General features: G+C 44.9%; 14 protein-coding genes. 7 read left to right on the top strand and 7 right to left on the bottom strand.

The genetic code is table 11. The annotated features are described in order from the left end of the window. The first annotated feature begins 57 nt into the window (after window positions 1–57). Both L0U88_RS01935 and L0U88_RS01930 read left to right on the top strand, forming a co-directional pair. Window positions 58–792 (top strand): DUF4197 domain-containing protein, encoded by a 735-nt coding sequence (locus L0U88_RS01935; protein ID WP_234863917.1) that lies wholly within the window; start codon window positions 58–60, stop codon window positions 790–792. Window positions 793–857: 65 nt separating this feature from the next. After that, on the top strand, window positions 858–2,078 hold the full coding sequence (locus L0U88_RS01930) for an MFS transporter (RefSeq protein ID WP_234863916.1): 1,221 nt from the start codon (window positions 858–860) through the stop codon (window positions 2,076–2,078). 4 nt (window positions 2,079–2,082) lie between these two features. Here the strand turns inward: L0U88_RS01930 and L0U88_RS01925 are convergent, their stop codons facing one another. After that, window positions 2,083–3,975: an ABC-F family ATP-binding cassette domain-containing protein gene (locus L0U88_RS01925; RefSeq protein WP_234863915.1), complete on the bottom strand. Its 1,893-nt coding sequence runs from the start codon at window positions 3,973–3,975 to the stop codon at window positions 2,083–2,085. 56 nt (window positions 3,976–4,031) lie between these two features. Between L0U88_RS01925 and L0U88_RS01920 the strand changes: the two genes are divergently transcribed. Both L0U88_RS01920 and L0U88_RS01915 read left to right on the top strand, forming a co-directional pair. After that, window positions 4,032–5,087: a DUF4421 domain-containing protein gene (locus tag L0U88_RS01920; protein WP_234863914.1), complete on the top strand. Its 1,056-nt coding sequence runs from the start codon at window positions 4,032–4,034 to the stop codon at window positions 5,085–5,087. A 3-nt stretch (window positions 5,088–5,090) separates the two neighbouring features. Then, a complete protein-coding gene (locus L0U88_RS01915; RefSeq protein ID WP_234863913.1) occupies window positions 5,091–6,485 on the top strand; it encodes a serine hydrolase domain-containing protein in 1,395 nt (464 codons plus the stop codon). Window position 6,486: 1 nt separating this feature from the next. On the opposite strand, the gene L0U88_RS01910 is transcribed toward L0U88_RS01915, so the two are convergent. Beyond that, a complete protein-coding gene (locus L0U88_RS01910) occupies window positions 6,487–7,617 on the bottom strand; it encodes a lactonase family protein (RefSeq protein WP_234863912.1) in 1,131 nt (376 codons plus the stop codon). A 9-nt stretch (window positions 7,618–7,626) separates the two neighbouring features. Further along, window positions 7,627–8,277, bottom strand: a complete 651-nt coding sequence (locus L0U88_RS01905) for a J domain-containing protein (protein WP_234863911.1) — start codon at window positions 8,275–8,277, stop codon at window positions 7,627–7,629. A 100-nt stretch (window positions 8,278–8,377) separates the two neighbouring features. Here L0U88_RS01905 and L0U88_RS01900 point away from each other — a divergent pair, with 100 nt between their 5' ends. Further along, a complete protein-coding gene (locus L0U88_RS01900; RefSeq protein WP_234863910.1) occupies window positions 8,378–9,238 on the top strand; it encodes a polysaccharide deacetylase family protein in 861 nt (286 codons plus the stop codon). Here L0U88_RS01900 and gcvP read toward each other — a convergent pair whose 3' ends face one another. Then, window positions 9,239–12,121 carry an aminomethyl-transferring glycine dehydrogenase gene (gene gcvP / locus L0U88_RS01895; protein ID WP_234863909.1) on the bottom strand — a complete coding sequence of 961 codons (2,883 nt, stop codon included), beginning with the start codon at window positions 12,119–12,121 and terminating at the stop codon, window positions 9,239–9,241. A 147-nt stretch (window positions 12,122–12,268) separates the two neighbouring features. Here gcvP and L0U88_RS01890 point away from each other — a divergent pair, with 147 nt between their 5' ends. After that, a complete protein-coding gene (locus tag L0U88_RS01890) occupies window positions 12,269–12,751 on the top strand; it encodes a YkgJ family cysteine cluster protein (RefSeq protein ID WP_234863908.1) in 483 nt (160 codons plus the stop codon). 43 nt (window positions 12,752–12,794) lie between these two features. After that, complete coding sequence (locus tag L0U88_RS01885) at window positions 12,795–15,032, top strand: monovalent cation:proton antiporter family protein (protein ID WP_234863907.1); 2,238 nt, start codon at window positions 12,795–12,797, stop codon at window positions 15,030–15,032. Here L0U88_RS01885 and L0U88_RS01880 read toward each other — a convergent pair. Genes L0U88_RS01880 through folK form a run of 3 tightly spaced genes read right to left on the bottom strand, consistent with a single transcriptional unit; the run spans window position 15,029 to window position 17,409 of the window. Next, window positions 15,029–16,285, bottom strand: a complete 1,257-nt coding sequence (locus L0U88_RS01880) for an MFS transporter (RefSeq protein ID WP_234863906.1) — start codon at window positions 16,283–16,285, stop codon at window positions 15,029–15,031. The two genes, L0U88_RS01885 and L0U88_RS01880, sit on opposite strands and share 4 nt — an antisense overlap. Window positions 16,286–16,294: 9 nt before the next feature. Beyond that, on the bottom strand, window positions 16,295–16,927 hold the full coding sequence (locus L0U88_RS01875) for a deoxynucleoside kinase (protein ID WP_234863905.1): 633 nt from the start codon (window positions 16,925–16,927) through the stop codon (window positions 16,295–16,297). Beyond that, the gene (gene folK, locus L0U88_RS01870) at window positions 16,924–17,409 is read right to left on the bottom strand and encodes a 2-amino-4-hydroxy-6-hydroxymethyldihydropteridine diphosphokinase (protein ID WP_234863904.1); all 486 of its coding nucleotides are present in this window, start codon (window positions 17,407–17,409) and stop codon (window positions 16,924–16,926) included. The genes L0U88_RS01875 and folK overlap by 4 nt, the downstream gene beginning before the upstream one ends. Between the last annotated feature and the right edge of the window lie 15 nt (window positions 17,410–17,424).

The following is a 17,424-nucleotide window of genomic DNA, read 5'->3' as shown; positions in this document are numbered from 1 at the left end:
CACCTATTCTTTCTTCTTATACGTTTATTTTAGCAGTACTGAATCAAAAATACACCTATGCGAAAACTCTTACTTTCTATCCTGGCTATTACCCTTATTGTCTCTGCAAAGGCACAAACGAATGAAAATGGTGCTGGTGGGTTACTTAAAAAAGCCGGTGGACTTCTTAATAAAAACAAATCCGGATCAGGCCTATCATCCGACGAAATTATTGCTGGTTTAAAAGAAGCGCTGGCTGTTGGTACCCAAAACAGTGCAGAAAGATTGTCTGCAGCCGATGGCTTTTTTAAAGACGCTGCGGTTAAAGTATTACTACCGGAGGAAGCCCGGCAGGTTGAACAAAAACTAAGGGCTCTGGGCATGGGTAAACTGGTAGACGATGCCATTTTGAGTATCAACCGTGCTGCAGAGGATGCCTCCAAATCTGCCGCTCCGATTTTCGTGAATGCAGTGAAAGAAATGACTGTTCAGGATGGTCTCACGATTTTGCGTGGAGCAGATACTGCCGCAACGGGTTACCTGAGAAAATCAACTTCACCCGAATTGATCAGTGCTTTTCGTCCGGTTATTGAATCATCCCTGGAGAAAACCGGTGCTACGAAATATTGGTCCGCTGTTTTCGATGCGTATAACAAAGTGAGTCTGAAAAAAGTAAATCCGGATCTGTCGAGTTATGTAACAGGGAAAGCCATTGATGGAATCTTTTATTATGTAGCCGAAGAAGAGAAAAAAATCAGAACCAACCCTGCAGCAAGGGTGAATGATATTCTGAAAAAAGTATTTGGTAGTTAATTTCCCTACAAACTTTTTAAACGGTAATTGCTGAAAGGCGGCACAGAATAATTTTGTGCCGCCTTATGCTTTCCAAAACAATTTCATCTTATAAAGTTGCCTATACAGGTCTGTCAAAAGAAACCTGGCTGCTCTCCCTGATTATGCTGATCAACAGGAGTGGCACCATGGTTGTTCCCTTCCTGACACTCTATCTTACTAGTCCGACTATGGGGTATTCCATCGGTGACGCCGGTTTGGTCTTTGGTTGTTTTGGTGCGGGTGCTTTTGCCGGCGCATTTGTTGGTGGCAGGCTTACCGATAAAATCGGATTTTATAAAGTTCAACTGGCTGCTTTAGGTGGAGGGGCCATACTTTTCTTTGTACTGAGTTTTATTCAGTCCTTTTATCTTATCTGCCTGTTTACGTTCCTGCTAAGTTTTGTAAATGAAGCGTTTCGTCCGGCTAATTCCACTGCTATCGCTTTTTACAGTACACCTGAGAATCGCACCCGTTCTTATTCCCTCAACCGGTTGGCAGTAAACCTGGGTTGGGCTGTAGGAAGTGCCATGGGGGGTATCATCGCTAAATTCAGTTATCAGTGGTTGTTCTGGGTAGATGGGATTTCCAATTTCCTGGCGGCGGTTCTGATGGTGTTATTTTTAAAGCAGGCGGCTGCCCGTCACACTGCGGAACGAAAAGAAGTTCAAAAAACTGATCTCTCTCCGGAAGGTCCATCCGTTTACAGAGATTATCCCTTTTATGTTTTTATCCTTCTTGTAACACTGTTTGCAGCCTGTTTCTTCCAGCTATTCACCACCTTATCCGTTTATTTCAAGCAGGTTTTGCATTTCACAGAGCCGCAGATTGGCATGCTGATGGCTTTCAATGGCGTATTGATTGTGCTTGTTGAAATGATCCTGATTTATCAATTGGAAGGCCGACGGAATCAGCTCACCTATATCGCTATTGGGGTTGGTTTGGTGGGAGTTTTTTACCTGCTGATGGGTTTGGGAAGTATAGCCCTTCCGATGGCTTTTGCATTGATCCTAATTATTACCGCAGGAGAGATGCTGGCTATGCCCTTTATGAATAGTTTCTGGATCAACCGAAGCAGTGCACATAACCGGGGACAATATGCAGCTCTTTATACCATGGCCTGGTCGGCTGCTCAAACCCTGGGACCACTTCTTTCTTCCCAACTGGCAGAAACGGCGGGTTTCCGGTTTACCTGGTTTGTAAATGGCGCCATTTGTTTATTGGTGGCAGTTATCTTCCTGCAACTAAAACGAAGGGCTTATTTTTAAATCCTCAGGCTCCCGTCATTTCACTTAATTCCAGCCAACGCATTTCTTTTTCTTCCAGCTCCTCGCTAATCTTTCCAATTTTAAGGGAAATCTCCTGCAATTCCTGGAACTCAAGTTTGCCTGAGGCTAGTTTTTCGCTTAATGCCGCTTTTTCTTTCTCGAGTTTGGGTATGTCTTTCTCCAACTGTTCAAACTCACGCTTTTCATTAAACGATAATTTCTTTTTTGCAGCTTGTGGAGCCGCAGGCTGTTGAACAATTTGTTTGGAAGCAGTCTCAACAGTTGCCGTAATCGTTTTCTGTTCCTGTTCTTTTTGCCAGATTCTGTAAATGGTATAGTTGCCTGGAAAATCCCGGATATGTCCGTTGCCTTCAAATACGAAGAGATGGTCCACCAACCGGTCCATAAAATACCGGTCGTGCGATACGATCAGTAAACATCCCTGGAATTCTGACAAAAAGTTTTCCAAAACGGCCAGGGTGGGCAAATCCAGGTCGTTGGTAGGTTCATCCAATATCAGAAAGTTTGGATTGCGAAAGAGTATCGTTAACAACAACAACCTCTTTTTTTCTCCACCACTCAGGGCGCTTATATAACTGTATTGCTGATCAGGAGTAAACAGGAACAATTGCAGGAACTGTGCAGCGCTCAGGCTCCCGCCATTTGCAAGGGGGAAATTCTCTGCAAAGGTTTTGACATACTCAATAACGCGCATGTCTTCCTTATAGGTTAATCCCTGCTGAGAAAAATATCCGAATACGATGGTTTCACCAATATTTACCTTGCCACTATCTGCTTCTTCAATGCCTTGCAGGATATTCAGAAACGTCGTTTTACCCACACCGTTAGGTCCTACAATTCCGATCCGGTCTCCCTTTTTGAATGTATAATCAAACCCTTTCAGGATCTCCTTATCGTCGTATTTTTTATAGATTTTTTTTAACTCAATCACTTTTCCACCCAGCCGATTCATTTTCATTTGTAATTGCAGTGCCTGCTCTTCCAATCGCTGTTTGGCTTTGGCTTCCACATCGGCAAATGCATCAATCCGGCTTTTAGATTTGGTGGTTCTTGCTTTTGGTTGCTTGCGCATCCATTCCAGTTCTTTCCGGTAGACATTTCTTGCCTTATCTACACTTGCTGCCTGTTGTTCCATACGGGCGGCTTTCCGTTCCATGTAAGTTTCGTAATCGCCCTTATACGTATATAATTCGGAGCCATCCAGTTCCCAGATCTCTTCACATACTGCATCCAGGAAATAGCGGTCGTGGGTCACCAGCAGCAGGGTTACTTTTTCCTGGTTAAGAAAATGTTCCAGCCATTCCACTGTCTGAATATCGAGGTGGTTGGTGGGTTCGTCCATGATCAGCAAAGTGTGTTTGTGATCAAAGCCTATATCAATAAGCGTTCTGGCGAGGGCAACTCTTTTCCGCTGTCCGCCGGATAAGGTGCCCACCACCTGGTTCAACTGGTGAATATTCAGCTTGCCAAGTATCTGTTTCACTTTCGCTTCAAAATCCCAGCCTCCGGTTTCATCCATTTTTTCGATGGCGGCATTGAGTAATACTGCATTTTCAAGTTCTGTGGCAGCCTCGTATGCTTTGATTGCATTCAAGGTTGGATGCTCATGATGGAAGATATTGTCGAGGATGGAATCTTGTTCTCTGAACTCCGGTTCCTGGTCAAACAGTGCTACTGTCACATCCTTGTGAATCCAGCAGGTACCGTTATCCGGAGTTTCCCTTCCAGCCAGTATTTTAAGTAAGGTTGATTTTCCGGAGCCGTTGCGGGCGATCAGTGCGATCTTGTCACCCTCTTCTATATGAAAGGAAATATTTTCAAACAAGGGCTTGATGCCGTAACTTTTTCCCAATCCTTCTGCTGAAACATAATGCATTTTGCAAAGATAAGCAGGGGGGAACCAACTAATTGCTGCAAATTTGTACTTCCTGTATGCGCTTGATTGCCCGATTTCATACCTGTATTTGTTGTTTCCTGTTTGTTGCATCCTGTCCTTCAGTACTGGCCCAACAATCAAAACTGTTTGTAATTGCGCAACGTGCGGATACCAATTACATTCAAACTTACGATAGCCTGATCACGGGTCGTTACTTCTTTTCCCGCAAATACACTTCCATTTCATTACAAGGGCCGGAGAATCTTGCCAATCTCAGGTATCGTCCAAATTCCACCCTGAATATGGGTGTTGGTGCAACTTATCGCGGGTTTACCCTCAACCTTGCCTACGGTTTCCCCTTTTTAAATCCTGAGCGGGGAAGAGGTAAAACAAAATACCTGGATTTGCAAAGTCATATCTATACCCGTAACTGGACCATTGATTTTTTCGGACAATTCTACAAAGGTTATTACCTGAATCCGAAAGGACTGGGCCATGCTGATCCGCAGTCCTATTATTTACGTCCTGATCTGGGGATATCCTTATTCGGACTGGCCGTTTACAACCTGCGCAACGGAGAAAAGTTTTCCTATCGCGCCGCCTTCCTGCAGAGTGAATGGCAAAAAAAATCAGCCGGTGCTTTTTTATTTGGTGGCGAGATATATGCCGGTTCCGTAACTGGTGATTCAGCCATCGTGCCATCTACACTTGCTGCTGATTATCCCCAACGTGATATCTGGCGGATCCGTTTTCTGGAGTTTGGTCCGGGAGCAGGTTACGCCTATACCCTGGTAGTGAAAAAACACTTTTTTGTGACAGGTGCGGCAACGCTTAATATGGATTTTGGCATATCCAGGGAATTTAAAAACGACCAGAGCAGTGATAAACTGACCATCAGCCCCAATTTTATCTACCGTGGTGTTGCCGGGTATAATGGCAATAACTGGAATCTGAACTTTTCATTTGTTGGAAATACAATCCTGGTGCGGGGAGCGAGCTCCAAAAATGATTATCGTTTTAATACAGGTAACTATCGCTTCACACTGGCTAAACGCATCAAACCATATGGCAGGTTTAAGCGCCAGTTGAAATTTTTTGATCCTAAAGAATGAGGAATGAACCGCATAAAAAGAATAGCTGCTGTTTTATTATTGATTACCCTTTCCTACCTGGTTTATTATTGCTGGAATGCCTTTCCTATCTTAACGGGCTACAGTGCAAAAATGGCCTGTTCCTGTATGTACCTGGGAGACCGGACATTGAAATCTGTTGAGGAACAGGAGCTGGGTAGCTTCCCGCTGAAACTGGCATCGGTGGAAGTTCAACCTGATAGCTCAGTAGTAGCTACAGTTGCCGGAATGGCAAAACAAACTGCAGTGTTCAGACCCGGACTAGGATGTACGCTGGTTAATGAAATCTCCAAAGAGGAGTTGAAAAAGCAGGTTTGGCAATTGCCAGTATTACCAGAGATAAATCCCGATACAATCGACTGGCCGATGGGAGATCGGATTCCTGTTCTGAAGTTGGATTCGGTGATGCCAAATCAAAGGGAATTGCTCCTGCCTCAAGCTGTTCAGGCCGCATTTGTTAATCTACGGGAAGATCAGCCCGTGAGAACCAGGGCTGTTTTGGTTGTACATAAAGGAGAACTGGTGGCTGAACAATACGCACCCGGATTCGACCGGCATCACCGGCAGCTTAGCTGGTCAATGGCCAAATCCATTACGGGCACTTTAATTGGTATGCTGGTAAAGGAAGGAAAACTTTCTTTGGATCAACCGGCTCCTGTAGCTTCCTGGAAAACTTCTACAGATGGCAGAGCTGCCATTACAGTTCGGCAGTTGCTTCAGCAAACAAGCGGGCTGGATTTTGACGAGAATTACAGTAAGCCAACCGACGCCACCAATATGCTGTTTCGCAAAGCCGATATGGCAGGTTACACTGCTTCTCATGCTTTAAAGGTGCAGCCTGGATCAACCTTTTATTACAGCAGTGGAAACAGTAATATTCTTTCCGGCATACTCAGATCTACGTTGGGTGATTCCCTTTATCACAAGTATCCTTATGAAAAGCTGTTTTATAAATTGGGCATGTACAGTGCCGTTATGGAAACTGATGCATCCGGAAATTTTGTAGGTTCTTCTTATGTTTATGCAACCCCGCGCGACTGGGCACGACTTGGATTGTTGTACCTGCAAAATGGAAACTGGAACAATGAACAACTACTTCCGGAGAATTGGGTTAAAATGGCCACTGAGCCGGTTGCCGCAGCACCTGCCGGGGAATACGGTTTTCAGATCTGGCTGAATGCTGGCAATCCCATAGGCTCCTCTAACCGGAAATATCCAAGCCTGCCTGCAGATCTGTATTATTTCAGCGGATATGAAGGACAACAGGTGTTAATGATCCCCTCCAAAGAACTGGTAATTGTTCGGCTGGGTCAAACAGCCAACAGTCAGTGGTTTGATACGGAAACTTTTGTAAATAGAATTCTTACAGCCATTCAATAGTTTATTTACCTGCGGGCACAAATTTCAGGCAAACCGGACTTCCAGCTTTGATATCTACAGGTACTACCTGAAGCAGGCCAGTTTCCTGGTTCCGTTGAAATACGGTAATCGAATCTGAATCCTGATTGGCTACCAGTAAGAGTTGCCCGGTTGGGTCGATAACAAAATTCCTTGGCTTTTTACCTGGTAAATCCTGGAATCCTACCAGTTTCAGCATCCCAGTTTTGGCATCAATAGAAAATATGGCCAGGTTATTGGCTTCATAGCGATTGGAGGCATAGAGAAATTTTCCATCAGGAGAAATATGAATATCTGCACTGCCCCTGGATCCCTGGTAATTTTCAGGATGTGCATCAATGTGCTGAAATTTCTCCATGGTTCCATTATTGAATTTCCAGCCACTGATTGTTCCTCCCATCTCTTCAATTACATACACCCATTTTCCATTGGGATGAAAATCCAAATGCCTTGGACCACTTCCATCGGTGATTTTTGCAAACCCTTGCTGCGTGCCACCAATTGGGAGATTTTTTTTCTCATTGAAAGAATAAATCATCACCTTATCAGTGCCCAGGTCCGGAACAAGCAAGTGTTTGTTGTCTGGAGTAAAGACGGTTGAATGCACATGTGGTTTTTCCTGCCGCCTGGGATTGATCCCTTTTCCTTCATGGTGCACCAGCTGATACTGGTCGGTGAGTTTTCCATCCTTATCAATTGCGTAGGCAATTAGATTACCCCCGCTATAATTACCAACAGCAATCCATTTTCTGTTTTCAGAAATGGAAATATAACAGGGTGCTTCACCGCGACTCTCTTTCTTATTCAGAAATTGTGCTTTTCCAGTTTGCGGATCCAGTTGGAAAGCATAGATCATGCCTTTGTGATCACTTGCCATTTCGGAAACAGCATACATAAAACGTCCATCCTTTGATACTGCCAGGTAAGATGGGTTCTCTATGTCCTTTACAATATCAACCAGGGTTGTTTGTCCGGATGGAACAGATATTCTGAAAATATAGATACCATCTTTACTTCCTTTGGTATAGGTGCCCGTATAAAGATAATAGTTCTGTGCTGTTGCCATAATGGAAAGGAATAAAGTGATGAACGCAAAGAATACCTGTTTTTTCATATCGGTAATTTAGGCAATAAAATAAATGAGCAGGCAAATTACTATCACAATCAGCAGGATGATCCAGGGTTGTGACCGGTTCCAGTTGAATTCCCGTTTTTTATTTTTTTCTGCTCCACGAATCTCCTGCAATAACTGGTTGTTGGTTCCAGCTATTCGTACCAGGTCCGGCACCAGTTTTTTCCAATAGGGGAAACCAAGCGGGTGCATGGAAAACAGGAGGACTTCCACCAGGTCCCTGATCAGGACCGGTTTACCGGAATCGGCTAAAATAGACAGATGGCGTTCATTGAGTAACTGTGATAACTGTGTGGCCAATGCCTCCTGGTTCATTCTGAACACATCCAGTTGGCGGACATAGTTTTTAATTTTTACAGCCTCCTGGTAAATTAATTCCGGACTGGGAGGTACAGGTGAATCAAACCGGGATGTTTGACCGGTATATTGCCATCTTAACTGGTGGTATTCACTTCTTTTAACCGGGTTAGACAACACATCATAGGCTTCCTGGATCTCCCTGAAATGTTGAACAGCAAAAGGATTCCCCGTATTTTTGTCGGGGTGATACCGCATAGCCAGTCTCCGATAGGCTTTTTTAATCTCATCTTCCCTGGCATTATAAGGTATTTCCAACACCTGGTAATAATCTTTAACCGGCATGCGAACGAAGATAAAGGTTTCCCGTTTTTTATTCTCCGGGATAAGAATAACAGGGATGAATCGTTATTGTTAGGATCCATGAGAATGAAAAACCAAGAACATGAAGAACTGGTGGATATCAGTAAGTATTTGTATGGCTGCTGCGGGAATAGTAGCCTGCACTAATGTAAACAATACAACGGACACGAAGGAGCAGGATATACCTGCGGTGGCGGCAGTCGCAGTAGCCCCGGCAGCCTTGCCAGCTCCCAAACTGGATAGCAGTGCAGCATCCATTCTGAATAGAAAACAAATCCCCATTTTGTGCTATCACCAGATCAGGCCGTATAAACCGGATGATAGTCCTACTGCGAAACCCTATATCGTTCCTCCATCTGTCTTTAAAGACCAGATGAAGGCCCTGCATGACAGTGGCTATCAGACGATTCTTCCTGACCAGTTGAGAAACTATCTGTTATCAGGGGAGGAACTTCCTGAAAAATCCGTACTGATCAGTTTTGATGATGGCTGCGATGAACAATTTGATGTTACCAGGGAGGTACTGGATCCCTATAAGATGAAAGCGGCCTACTTCATCATGACGGTGGCGATCAACCGTCCTAATTACATGAAAGCTGATCAGATAAAAGCATTATCGGATGAAGGTCATAGTATCGGGCTTCATACCTGGGATCATAACAATGTAAAAAAATACCAGGGCGAGGATTGGGTTAAACAGATTGAAAAACCCAAAGCTGCCCTGGAAAAAATTATTGGAAAACCGGTGGAGCATTTTGCCTATCCGTTTGGTTTGTGGAACCCCGAAGCCATTCCTGAATTAAAATCCAGGGGAATGAAATCAGCTTTTATACTTTCCACATCCCGCGATGAACAGGATCCAATGTATACCATCCGCCGTATCATAGTGCCGGGTACCTGGTCAGGTACCCAGCTTCTGACAAGAATGCGATCCGGTTTTTAATCAGGCTGTTTCTTCTGCATAGGAGCTAACCGGTTCGCAGGTGCAAATCAGGTTACGGTCTCCATGAGTATTGTTTACCCTGCTTACGGAAGGCCAGAATTTATTCTCTTTTACATAGCTTAACGGATAAGCTGCCTGCTGACGGCTGTAGGGAAGATTCCATTCATCAGTTGTAATAATGTGCTGCGTATGCGGAGCATGCTTCAGCACATTGCTGGTACGGTCTGCTTTTCCTTCTTCGATCGCTGCAATTTCTTCGCGAATGGAAAGCAGGGCATCACAGAAACGATCCAGTTCTGCTTTGTCTTCACTTTCTGTTGGTTCAATCATGATGGTACCGGGAACAGGGAAACTCATGGTAGGCGCATGGAATCCATAATCCATCAGGCGCTTGGCAACATCTTCCGCTTCAATTCCGGCAGATGTTTTAAAGGGTCTCAGGTCTACAATGAATTCATGTGCGCAGGTTCCATTTTCACCGGTATACAGAATCGGATAAGCCTGCTCGAGTCTCGCCTTCATGTAATTGGCATTCAGGATAGCATACTCAGTAGCAAGTTTCAATCCGTGAGCACCTAACATTCTGCAGTAAGCGTAGCTGATAAGCAGAATAGAAGCAGATCCGTAGGGAGCTGCAGAAACAGCGCCATTATTGTTTGAACTGGTTGTATCCGTTGACCAATGTCCAGGCAGGTAATTTGCCAGGTGTGCCTTCACACAAATGGGACCCATTCCAGGACCACCGCCACCATGCGGAATCGCAAAAGTTTTGTGCAGGTTCAGGTGACAAACATCCGCCCCAATCAAGCCGGGAGAAGTAAGTCCCACCTGTGCATTCATATTGGCGCCATCCATATATACTTGTCCGCCATAAGCGTGTACGATATCACAAATCTCTTTCACAGTTTCTTCAAATACACCGTAAGTGCTGGGGTAGGTAATCATGGTGCCGGCCAAGACATCTTTGTATTGTTCGGCCTTAGCTTTGAAATCAGCCAGATCAATATAGCCGTTTTCCAATGCTTTAACTACTACCACTTTCATACCGGCCATTACTGCAGATGCAGGGTTGGTTCCATGGGCAGAAATTGGAATGAGACAAACATTCCTATGTGTATCACCGTTAGCCAGGTGATAACGACGAATGGTGAGCAATCCGGCGTATTCTCCTTGAGCTCCACTGTTCGGTTGCATGCTGCAGGCATCAAAGCCGGTAACAGAACAAAGGAAGTCGGACAATTCTTTTATGATCTGTTGATATCCACCTGCCTGGTTTGCAGGGGCGAAGGGGTGCATCTTGCTCCAGTGCGCCCAGCTCAACGGAATCATTTCAGTAGCTGCATTCAGTTTCATGGTACAGCTGCCCAGAGAAATCATGGAAGTATTAAGTGAAAGATCTTTGTTTTCCAGTGATTTCATGTAACGCATCATTTGTGATTCACTGTGATGCGTATTGAATACCGGGTGGGTAAGAAACTCAGAAGTTCGGGTGAGCGTAGCCGGTATCGTATCCAGGATGCTGTCGTAATTGAATGTCAGGCTTGAACTGTCTTTCCCCGCTGCATTGGCAAATACATGGAGAATATCCAGCAAATCATGTTGCGTGGTAGTTTCATCCAGGGAAATTCCTACCTGGCCAGGCAGGTAATGGAAATTGATGTTTTGTTGTTCAGCCAGTTCGCGAATTGCGGAAGCATCTTTCACAGCAATTGCCAGGGTGTCGAAATAGCTGGTTGTTTTTAACTGGTACCCCAGCTCTGACAAAGACTCAGCAAGTGTTTTGGTTAAGAGTGCCACTCTTTTAGCGATGGCGCGAAGGCCATCCGGACCGTGATACACCGCATACATGGCAGCCATATTGGCGAGCAGTGCCTGTGCTGTACAGATATTGGAGGTTGCTTTTTCTCTCTTGATGTGTTGTTCCCTGGTCTGAAGTGCCATGCGAAGTGCACGATTGCCTTTGGCATCTACACTAACACCGATGATTCTTCCAGGCAGGGCGCGTTTGAATTCATCTTTGGTACTGAAGAACGCAGCATGCGGACCACCATAACCGAGGGGAACTCCAAATCGTTGGGCAGAGCCAAGTGCTACATCTGCTCCCAGTTCTCCGGGAGGAGTTAGCAAGGTCAGCGCCAATAAATCTGTTGCCATTGCAACAAAACCGCCTTTGGAATGAATCTCATTTATAAAGGAGCGATAATCTTCAATACTGCCCTCGTTATTCGGATACTGCACCAGGGCCCCGAAATAACGGTCATCTATAGTTGCTTTTTTATAATCACCTACCACCACTTCAATACCCAGGGGTAATGCCCTGGTGTAAATCAGGTCAAGTGTTTGGGTAAAGATGGCGCTGTCTACAAAGAAGCAGGGCTTCTGAATATCATCCGTACGGTTGACATGATGAAAAAACATGTTCATGGCTTCCGCAGCAGCAGTTGCTTCATCCAGCAGGGAGGCGTTTGCCAATGGCAATCCTGTCAGATCCGATACCATGGTCTGAAAATTCAGCAAACTTTCCAGTCGCCCTTGAGAAATCTCCGCCTGGTAAGGCGTGTATTGGGTATACCATCCCGGATTTTCAAAGAGGTTGCGTAAAATCACACTTGGGGTGATGGTATCATAGTAACCTTGTCCGATAAAGTTCCGGAACACCTGGTTTTTCATGGAGGTGTTTTTCAGCTCACGCAGGTATTGTGCTTCGCTTACAGCATCCGGAACAGCCAGTGTATCCTTTTTCCGGATACTGCCTGGAATGGTTTTATCAATAAGTTCTTCCAATGACCCCATACCAATTGCCGCCAGCATTTTATCTGTATCTGCCAGCGTTCCAATATGACGGCCAAGAAATTCATTCGACTGTGCTTGGAATAAATTCATAATGTGTGCGGTTAAGCTTTTTGGATGGGCAAAGTTACAATTTGGAAACCAGACGAACACTTGTTTGTGTAAGCATTACTCAATCGTTTGTGCACCTTTTCTCCACCCGTCTGGTTACCCGACGGGTGGAAGCAGTACCTTTGACAAATGGACAGCATAGCGCCCAATTGGAAAAAGTTATCGGCGGAGCGGCAAAAGGCATACAAACGCCTGCTGGAAACCGCGCCCAAAAACAAGCTGCTAAAATTAATTCCTGATTTACACGAGCAGGCATTTGAAAAAATCAATTGCCTGGATTGCGCTGCCTGTTGTAAAAACTATTCACCCCGGTTCAAAACAACTGATATCAAGCGGCTCAGTAAATTACTGGGAATGAAAGAAAGCCAGTTTATTGAGCAGTACCTACGGCTCGACCAGGACGGTGATTATGTAACCAAATCTTCTCCCTGTCCATTTTTGGGATCCGACAATGCCTGCAGTGTTTACGAAGACCGGCCATCGGATTGTGCCCGCTTCCCCTATACCGATGAAGATGTGCTATTTAAAAGAATTCCACTCACCCTGAAGAACAGCAGTTTTTGTCCGGCTGTGTTTTTTGTATTGGAAAATCTTTACCTCAAATTAAAATAAGCCAGATATATAAAAACGGTTTCACTACCCGATATTTGCGCGTATGGCGCATTTACCTGTTTTAATTAAAGACCTGGCACTGATTCTTGGGGCGGCTGCCATAACCACCCTTTTATTCAAACGGTTAAAACAACCACTTGTATTAGGTTATATTATTGCCGGTTTACTTGTTGGTCCTAATTTTAATTTTTTTCCTACCATTGGCGACCTGGACAATATCAAAATATGGGCGGAAATCGGGGTGGTGGTATTGTTGTTCAACCTGGGACTGGAATTCAGTTTTAAAAAACTCATGCGGGTAGGAGGGTCGGCCTCCATTGCTGGTATTTTTGAAATAACAGGTATGTTTCTGCTCGGTTATACGACCGGCAGTATTTTAGGATGGTCCACCATGAACTGTATTTTTCTGGGCGGGATCATTTCCATTTCTTCTACTACCATTATCATAAGGGCCTTTGAAGAACAGGGACTCAAATCTACCAGTTTCGCCAGTATGGTAATGGGCATGCTGGTGATAGAAGACATTGTGGCTGTACTATTAATGGTATTGCTCTCTACCGTAGCTGTCAGTCAGCAGTTTTCAGGTCTCGACCTCATGATCGAAGTGGTGAAACTGGTCTTTTTCCTTAGCCTTTGGTTCCTCTTTGGCATCCTGGTTATTCCCAGTTTTTTCAGATGGGTCAACCGATGGCTGAATAATGAAACCCTGCTGATAATCTCCCTCGGCATGTGTTTGGGTATGGTGATACTCGCCACCTATGTAGGATTTTCTGCTGCCTTAGGCGCTTTCATTATGGGATCCGTGCTGGCAGAAACTACCCAGGCGGAAGATATTGAACACCAGATGCAGCCGGTGAAAAACTTATTTGGTGCGGTGTTCTTTGTATCGGTTGGTATGCTGATCGATCCCAAACTGTTGTGGGAATATCGCATTCCCGTATTGATCATTACCCTGGCAGTTATTTTCGGAAAAACAATCAATATTACCATCGGTTCCTTTATCTCCGGTCAGCCCTTAAAACAAAGTTTGCAGGCAGGGATGAGTATGTCGCAGATTGGTGAATTTTCCTTCATTATTGCGACCCTTGGGGTAAGCCTGGGTGTGACTTCCGATTTTTTATACCCGATTGCTGTTGGCGTTTCAGTCATCACTACCTTTTCTACTCCCTTTATGATCAAGGCAGCAGTGCCGCTCTATAAATGGATTGATCAAACACTGCCTCCCAGGTGGAGAAACCGCCTCAATCGATACAGTTCCGGAGCACAACAAATACCAGCGGATGCCGACTGGAAAATGGTATTCCGGACTTATTTCAACATCATCGTTCTTAATTCGGTTATTATTCTGGCTGCCATTTTCCTGGCAGTAAAATTTGTGGATCCCTGGCTGGTCGATATGCTGGAACAAACAATTACTGCGCATATCCTGACGGTTCTTCTGACTTTATTGGTTGCTTCTCCTTTTATCTGGGCGCTTACCATCAAAAAGCCTCAGCGGGGTGCCTATACCAGTCTCTGGTTAAATGAACAGGTAAACCATGGTCCGTTGGTTATGGTGGAAGTGTTACGAAACCTGCTGGCAGTTTTTTATCTGTTCTTGTTATTGAGCCAGTTGTTTTCCGGATTAATTGCATTGATAGGTGCCATCCTTGTATTAGCAGTGGTATTGTTTATTTTTTCAAAACGATTGCAATCTTTTTATGCCCGGATTGAACGCCGCTTTATGACCAACCTGAATCATCGTGAAATGGTGGCCAATACCGGTGCCACCAGTACCCTTAGTCCCTGGGATGCGCACCTCGCTTATTTCACTATTAGTCCGGAAGCTGCCTGCCTCGGAAAAGACCTGGAAACACTGGCCTGGCGGGAGCGCTATGGCATCAATATCGCGTCAATTGAAAGAGGGAAAAAAACAATCATGGCCCCTCAACGTACTGAAAAAATCTATCCCTATGATAAGTTGGCGGTGATTGGTACCGACCAGCAATTGCAACTGTTCAGACCAATTGTTGAACCGGAGTCCCTGCCACAGCTTGAAGAGGAAGAAGAAATCCGCCTGATGAAAATCCGTGTGGATGAACACAATCTTTTGAAAGGAAAAACCATTCGCAATTCTGGCATCCGGGAAAAAACAAACGGACTGGTAGTAGGGATTGAACGCGCCGGCAATCGTATCCTGAACCCGGATTCCCAAACAGTATTTGAATGGGATGATATTATCTGGATCGTAGGAGAACGCGAAAAAATCATGGAATTAATTCAAGCTGAACCCGGATCCTAATAGTGCATTTTCCTAAGGGAGGGTGCCTTAAACCAGGTGATGAATACGACCAATAAGGTCATGGTTCCACCAAAAATCACAGAGGGTACCACTCCCAGAAAACGTGCCGCCACTCCACTTTCAAATTGACCGATTTCATTGCTGCTGTTGATGAACATACTGTTCACACTCATCACACGCCCCCGCATTTCATCGGGCGTTTTCAATTGCAAAATAGTACCCCGAATCACTACACTAATTCCATCCAATACACCTGATAATAACAATGCCGTAAATGAAATCCAGAATGTTCTGGAGAGGGCAAATAGAATTATACACAAGCCAAATCCGCCGACTGCAAAAAACAGGGTCCGTCCCTGGTTCTTTTTCATCGGGAAAAAAGTTAGAATAAGTATAATGATGATGGCCCCGATATCAGCGGCTGCATTCAACCAGCCAAAGCCAATGGGACCAACTTTCAGAATATCTTTGGCAAATACTGGTACCATTGCTACCAAGCCGCCGAACAACACAGCAAACAGGTCAAGTGTCATAGCCCCCAATACTTCTTTGGTCCGAAATACAAACCGCAAACCTTCTTTTACACTCTCCAGTGTTTTTTGCTGTCCTGCTTTGATGGAAGCCGGTTTGGGAAGCAGCTGAAACAAGGAAAAAAGGGCGATGAAAATCAAGGTACAAATCACCCAAAGCGTACCACTGGCATGCACCGTTGCAATGATGAAGCCTCCTGCAGCATGGCCCGTAACAGAGGCAGTCAGCCAAACACCCTGGTTCCAGGTGATGGCATTGGCCAGTAAGGGCCGGGGCACCATCTGGGCAAGAATCGCAGAGAAAGAAGGTCCCGTAAAAGAACGTATGATACCGGTACAAAAAATAATCGCATAGATTCCTCCTATCAATAAGTTGTTTTGACCTGTACTTCCCAAGGTATAGGACAGGGTTAACAGTGCTGCACCACAGGCCAGGTAAAAGGATACCCCTTTTAATAGCAAGCTTCGTTTATCCGACAAGTCAATAACATGACCAGCATACAAAGCCAGTGAGATGGCAGGAATGGCTTCCGACAATCCCACCAGGCCTATCGCAAAGGGATCGCCGGTGAGTTCATAGAGCCACCAGCCTACCAGGGTTGCCATCATTCTCAGCGCCATGATAAAAGTAAAGCGCCCTGCCATCAGGAACCTGAATTCGGGTAGCCGCATGCTGGCGAGTGGATCCTGTTTTGCCTGTTCAATGGATTGAAGTTCGGTCATATGCTGCTGTTAGGGTAATGCAATGAAATGCTGTCCCTCATCATATTCTTTATCCAGGGCATCCAGAATTGCTTTCAAATGTTTTTCATTACCCAGGAAATCCGCATTGGAAGCATCCACAAATAGTGTTTTGATATTGTGCTGTTTGATATAATGCGTGTAGGTTTCCTGGATAGAAAACAGGTATTCATCCGGTATCTGCTGCTCATAGGGCCGGTTTCGTTTGCGGATATTTTTCTGCAATTTTTGAACCGGCGCATGCAGATAAATCAGGATTTCCGGCTGAATCATCTGCTGGTGAATGATTTCAAACAAACGCTGATACAAACGAAACTCTTCTTCCGGCAGGTTTACCTTGGCAAAAAGCAGGCATTTGGTAAATAGATAATCGGATATAGTTACGGAATGAAAGAGATCCTTGGTATGAATTAAATCCTTTAATTGTTTGTATCGCTCAGCCATGAAAAACAACTCCAGGGGAAAAGCAAATTGTCCGGGATTCTCATAAAACTTAGGCAGAAAGGGATTGTCTGCAAACTCTTCCAGTACCAGTCGCGCATTGTATTGTTTAGCCAGTAAATGCGCCAATGTTGTTTTCCCGGCACCAATATTTCCTTCAATAGTTATATAGTGATACTTCATGTCTTCAGTTTAGTCACAGGCAGCGGATCCTCGCAACTGTTTAATAATTCATTTACGGATCTATGTAGAAGGGGATGCACCAGGTTGGGTGCGAGTTCATTTAAAGGCTCCAGGGCAAAGCGCCGGTTGGGCAATTCGGGATGCGGAATCCGGACATGCGGCGTTGCATGCACTTCCTGATCATATAACAATATATCAATATCAATAACCCGGGGCCCGTATTTATCGAGTCGCTTTCTGCCCATTTTTTCCTCAATCAGCAATAAGGTGGTCATGAGTTCAGGTGCAGTCAGACGGGTATTGATTTGTACGGCCTGGTTCAGAAACGCAGACTGGTTGGTATTTCCCCAGGCGGCTGTTTCATAAATGGAGGAACTTTTTTCCACCCTGCCGGCCAATTGATTGATCAATAGGCTTGCCTGTTGAAGGTATTCTTCCCGGTTTCCAATATTCCCCCCCATCAACAGGTAGGCTGTATGCATAGATTCTGTACTTTA

The organism is Flavihumibacter fluminis, assembly GCF_021491375.1.
GTDB classification, from domain to species: Bacteria; Bacteroidota; Bacteroidia; order Chitinophagales; family Chitinophagaceae; genus Flavihumibacter; species Flavihumibacter fluminis.
Note: the sequence above shows the minus strand (reverse complement) of the source record. Positions and strands in the feature narration are given on the sequence as shown.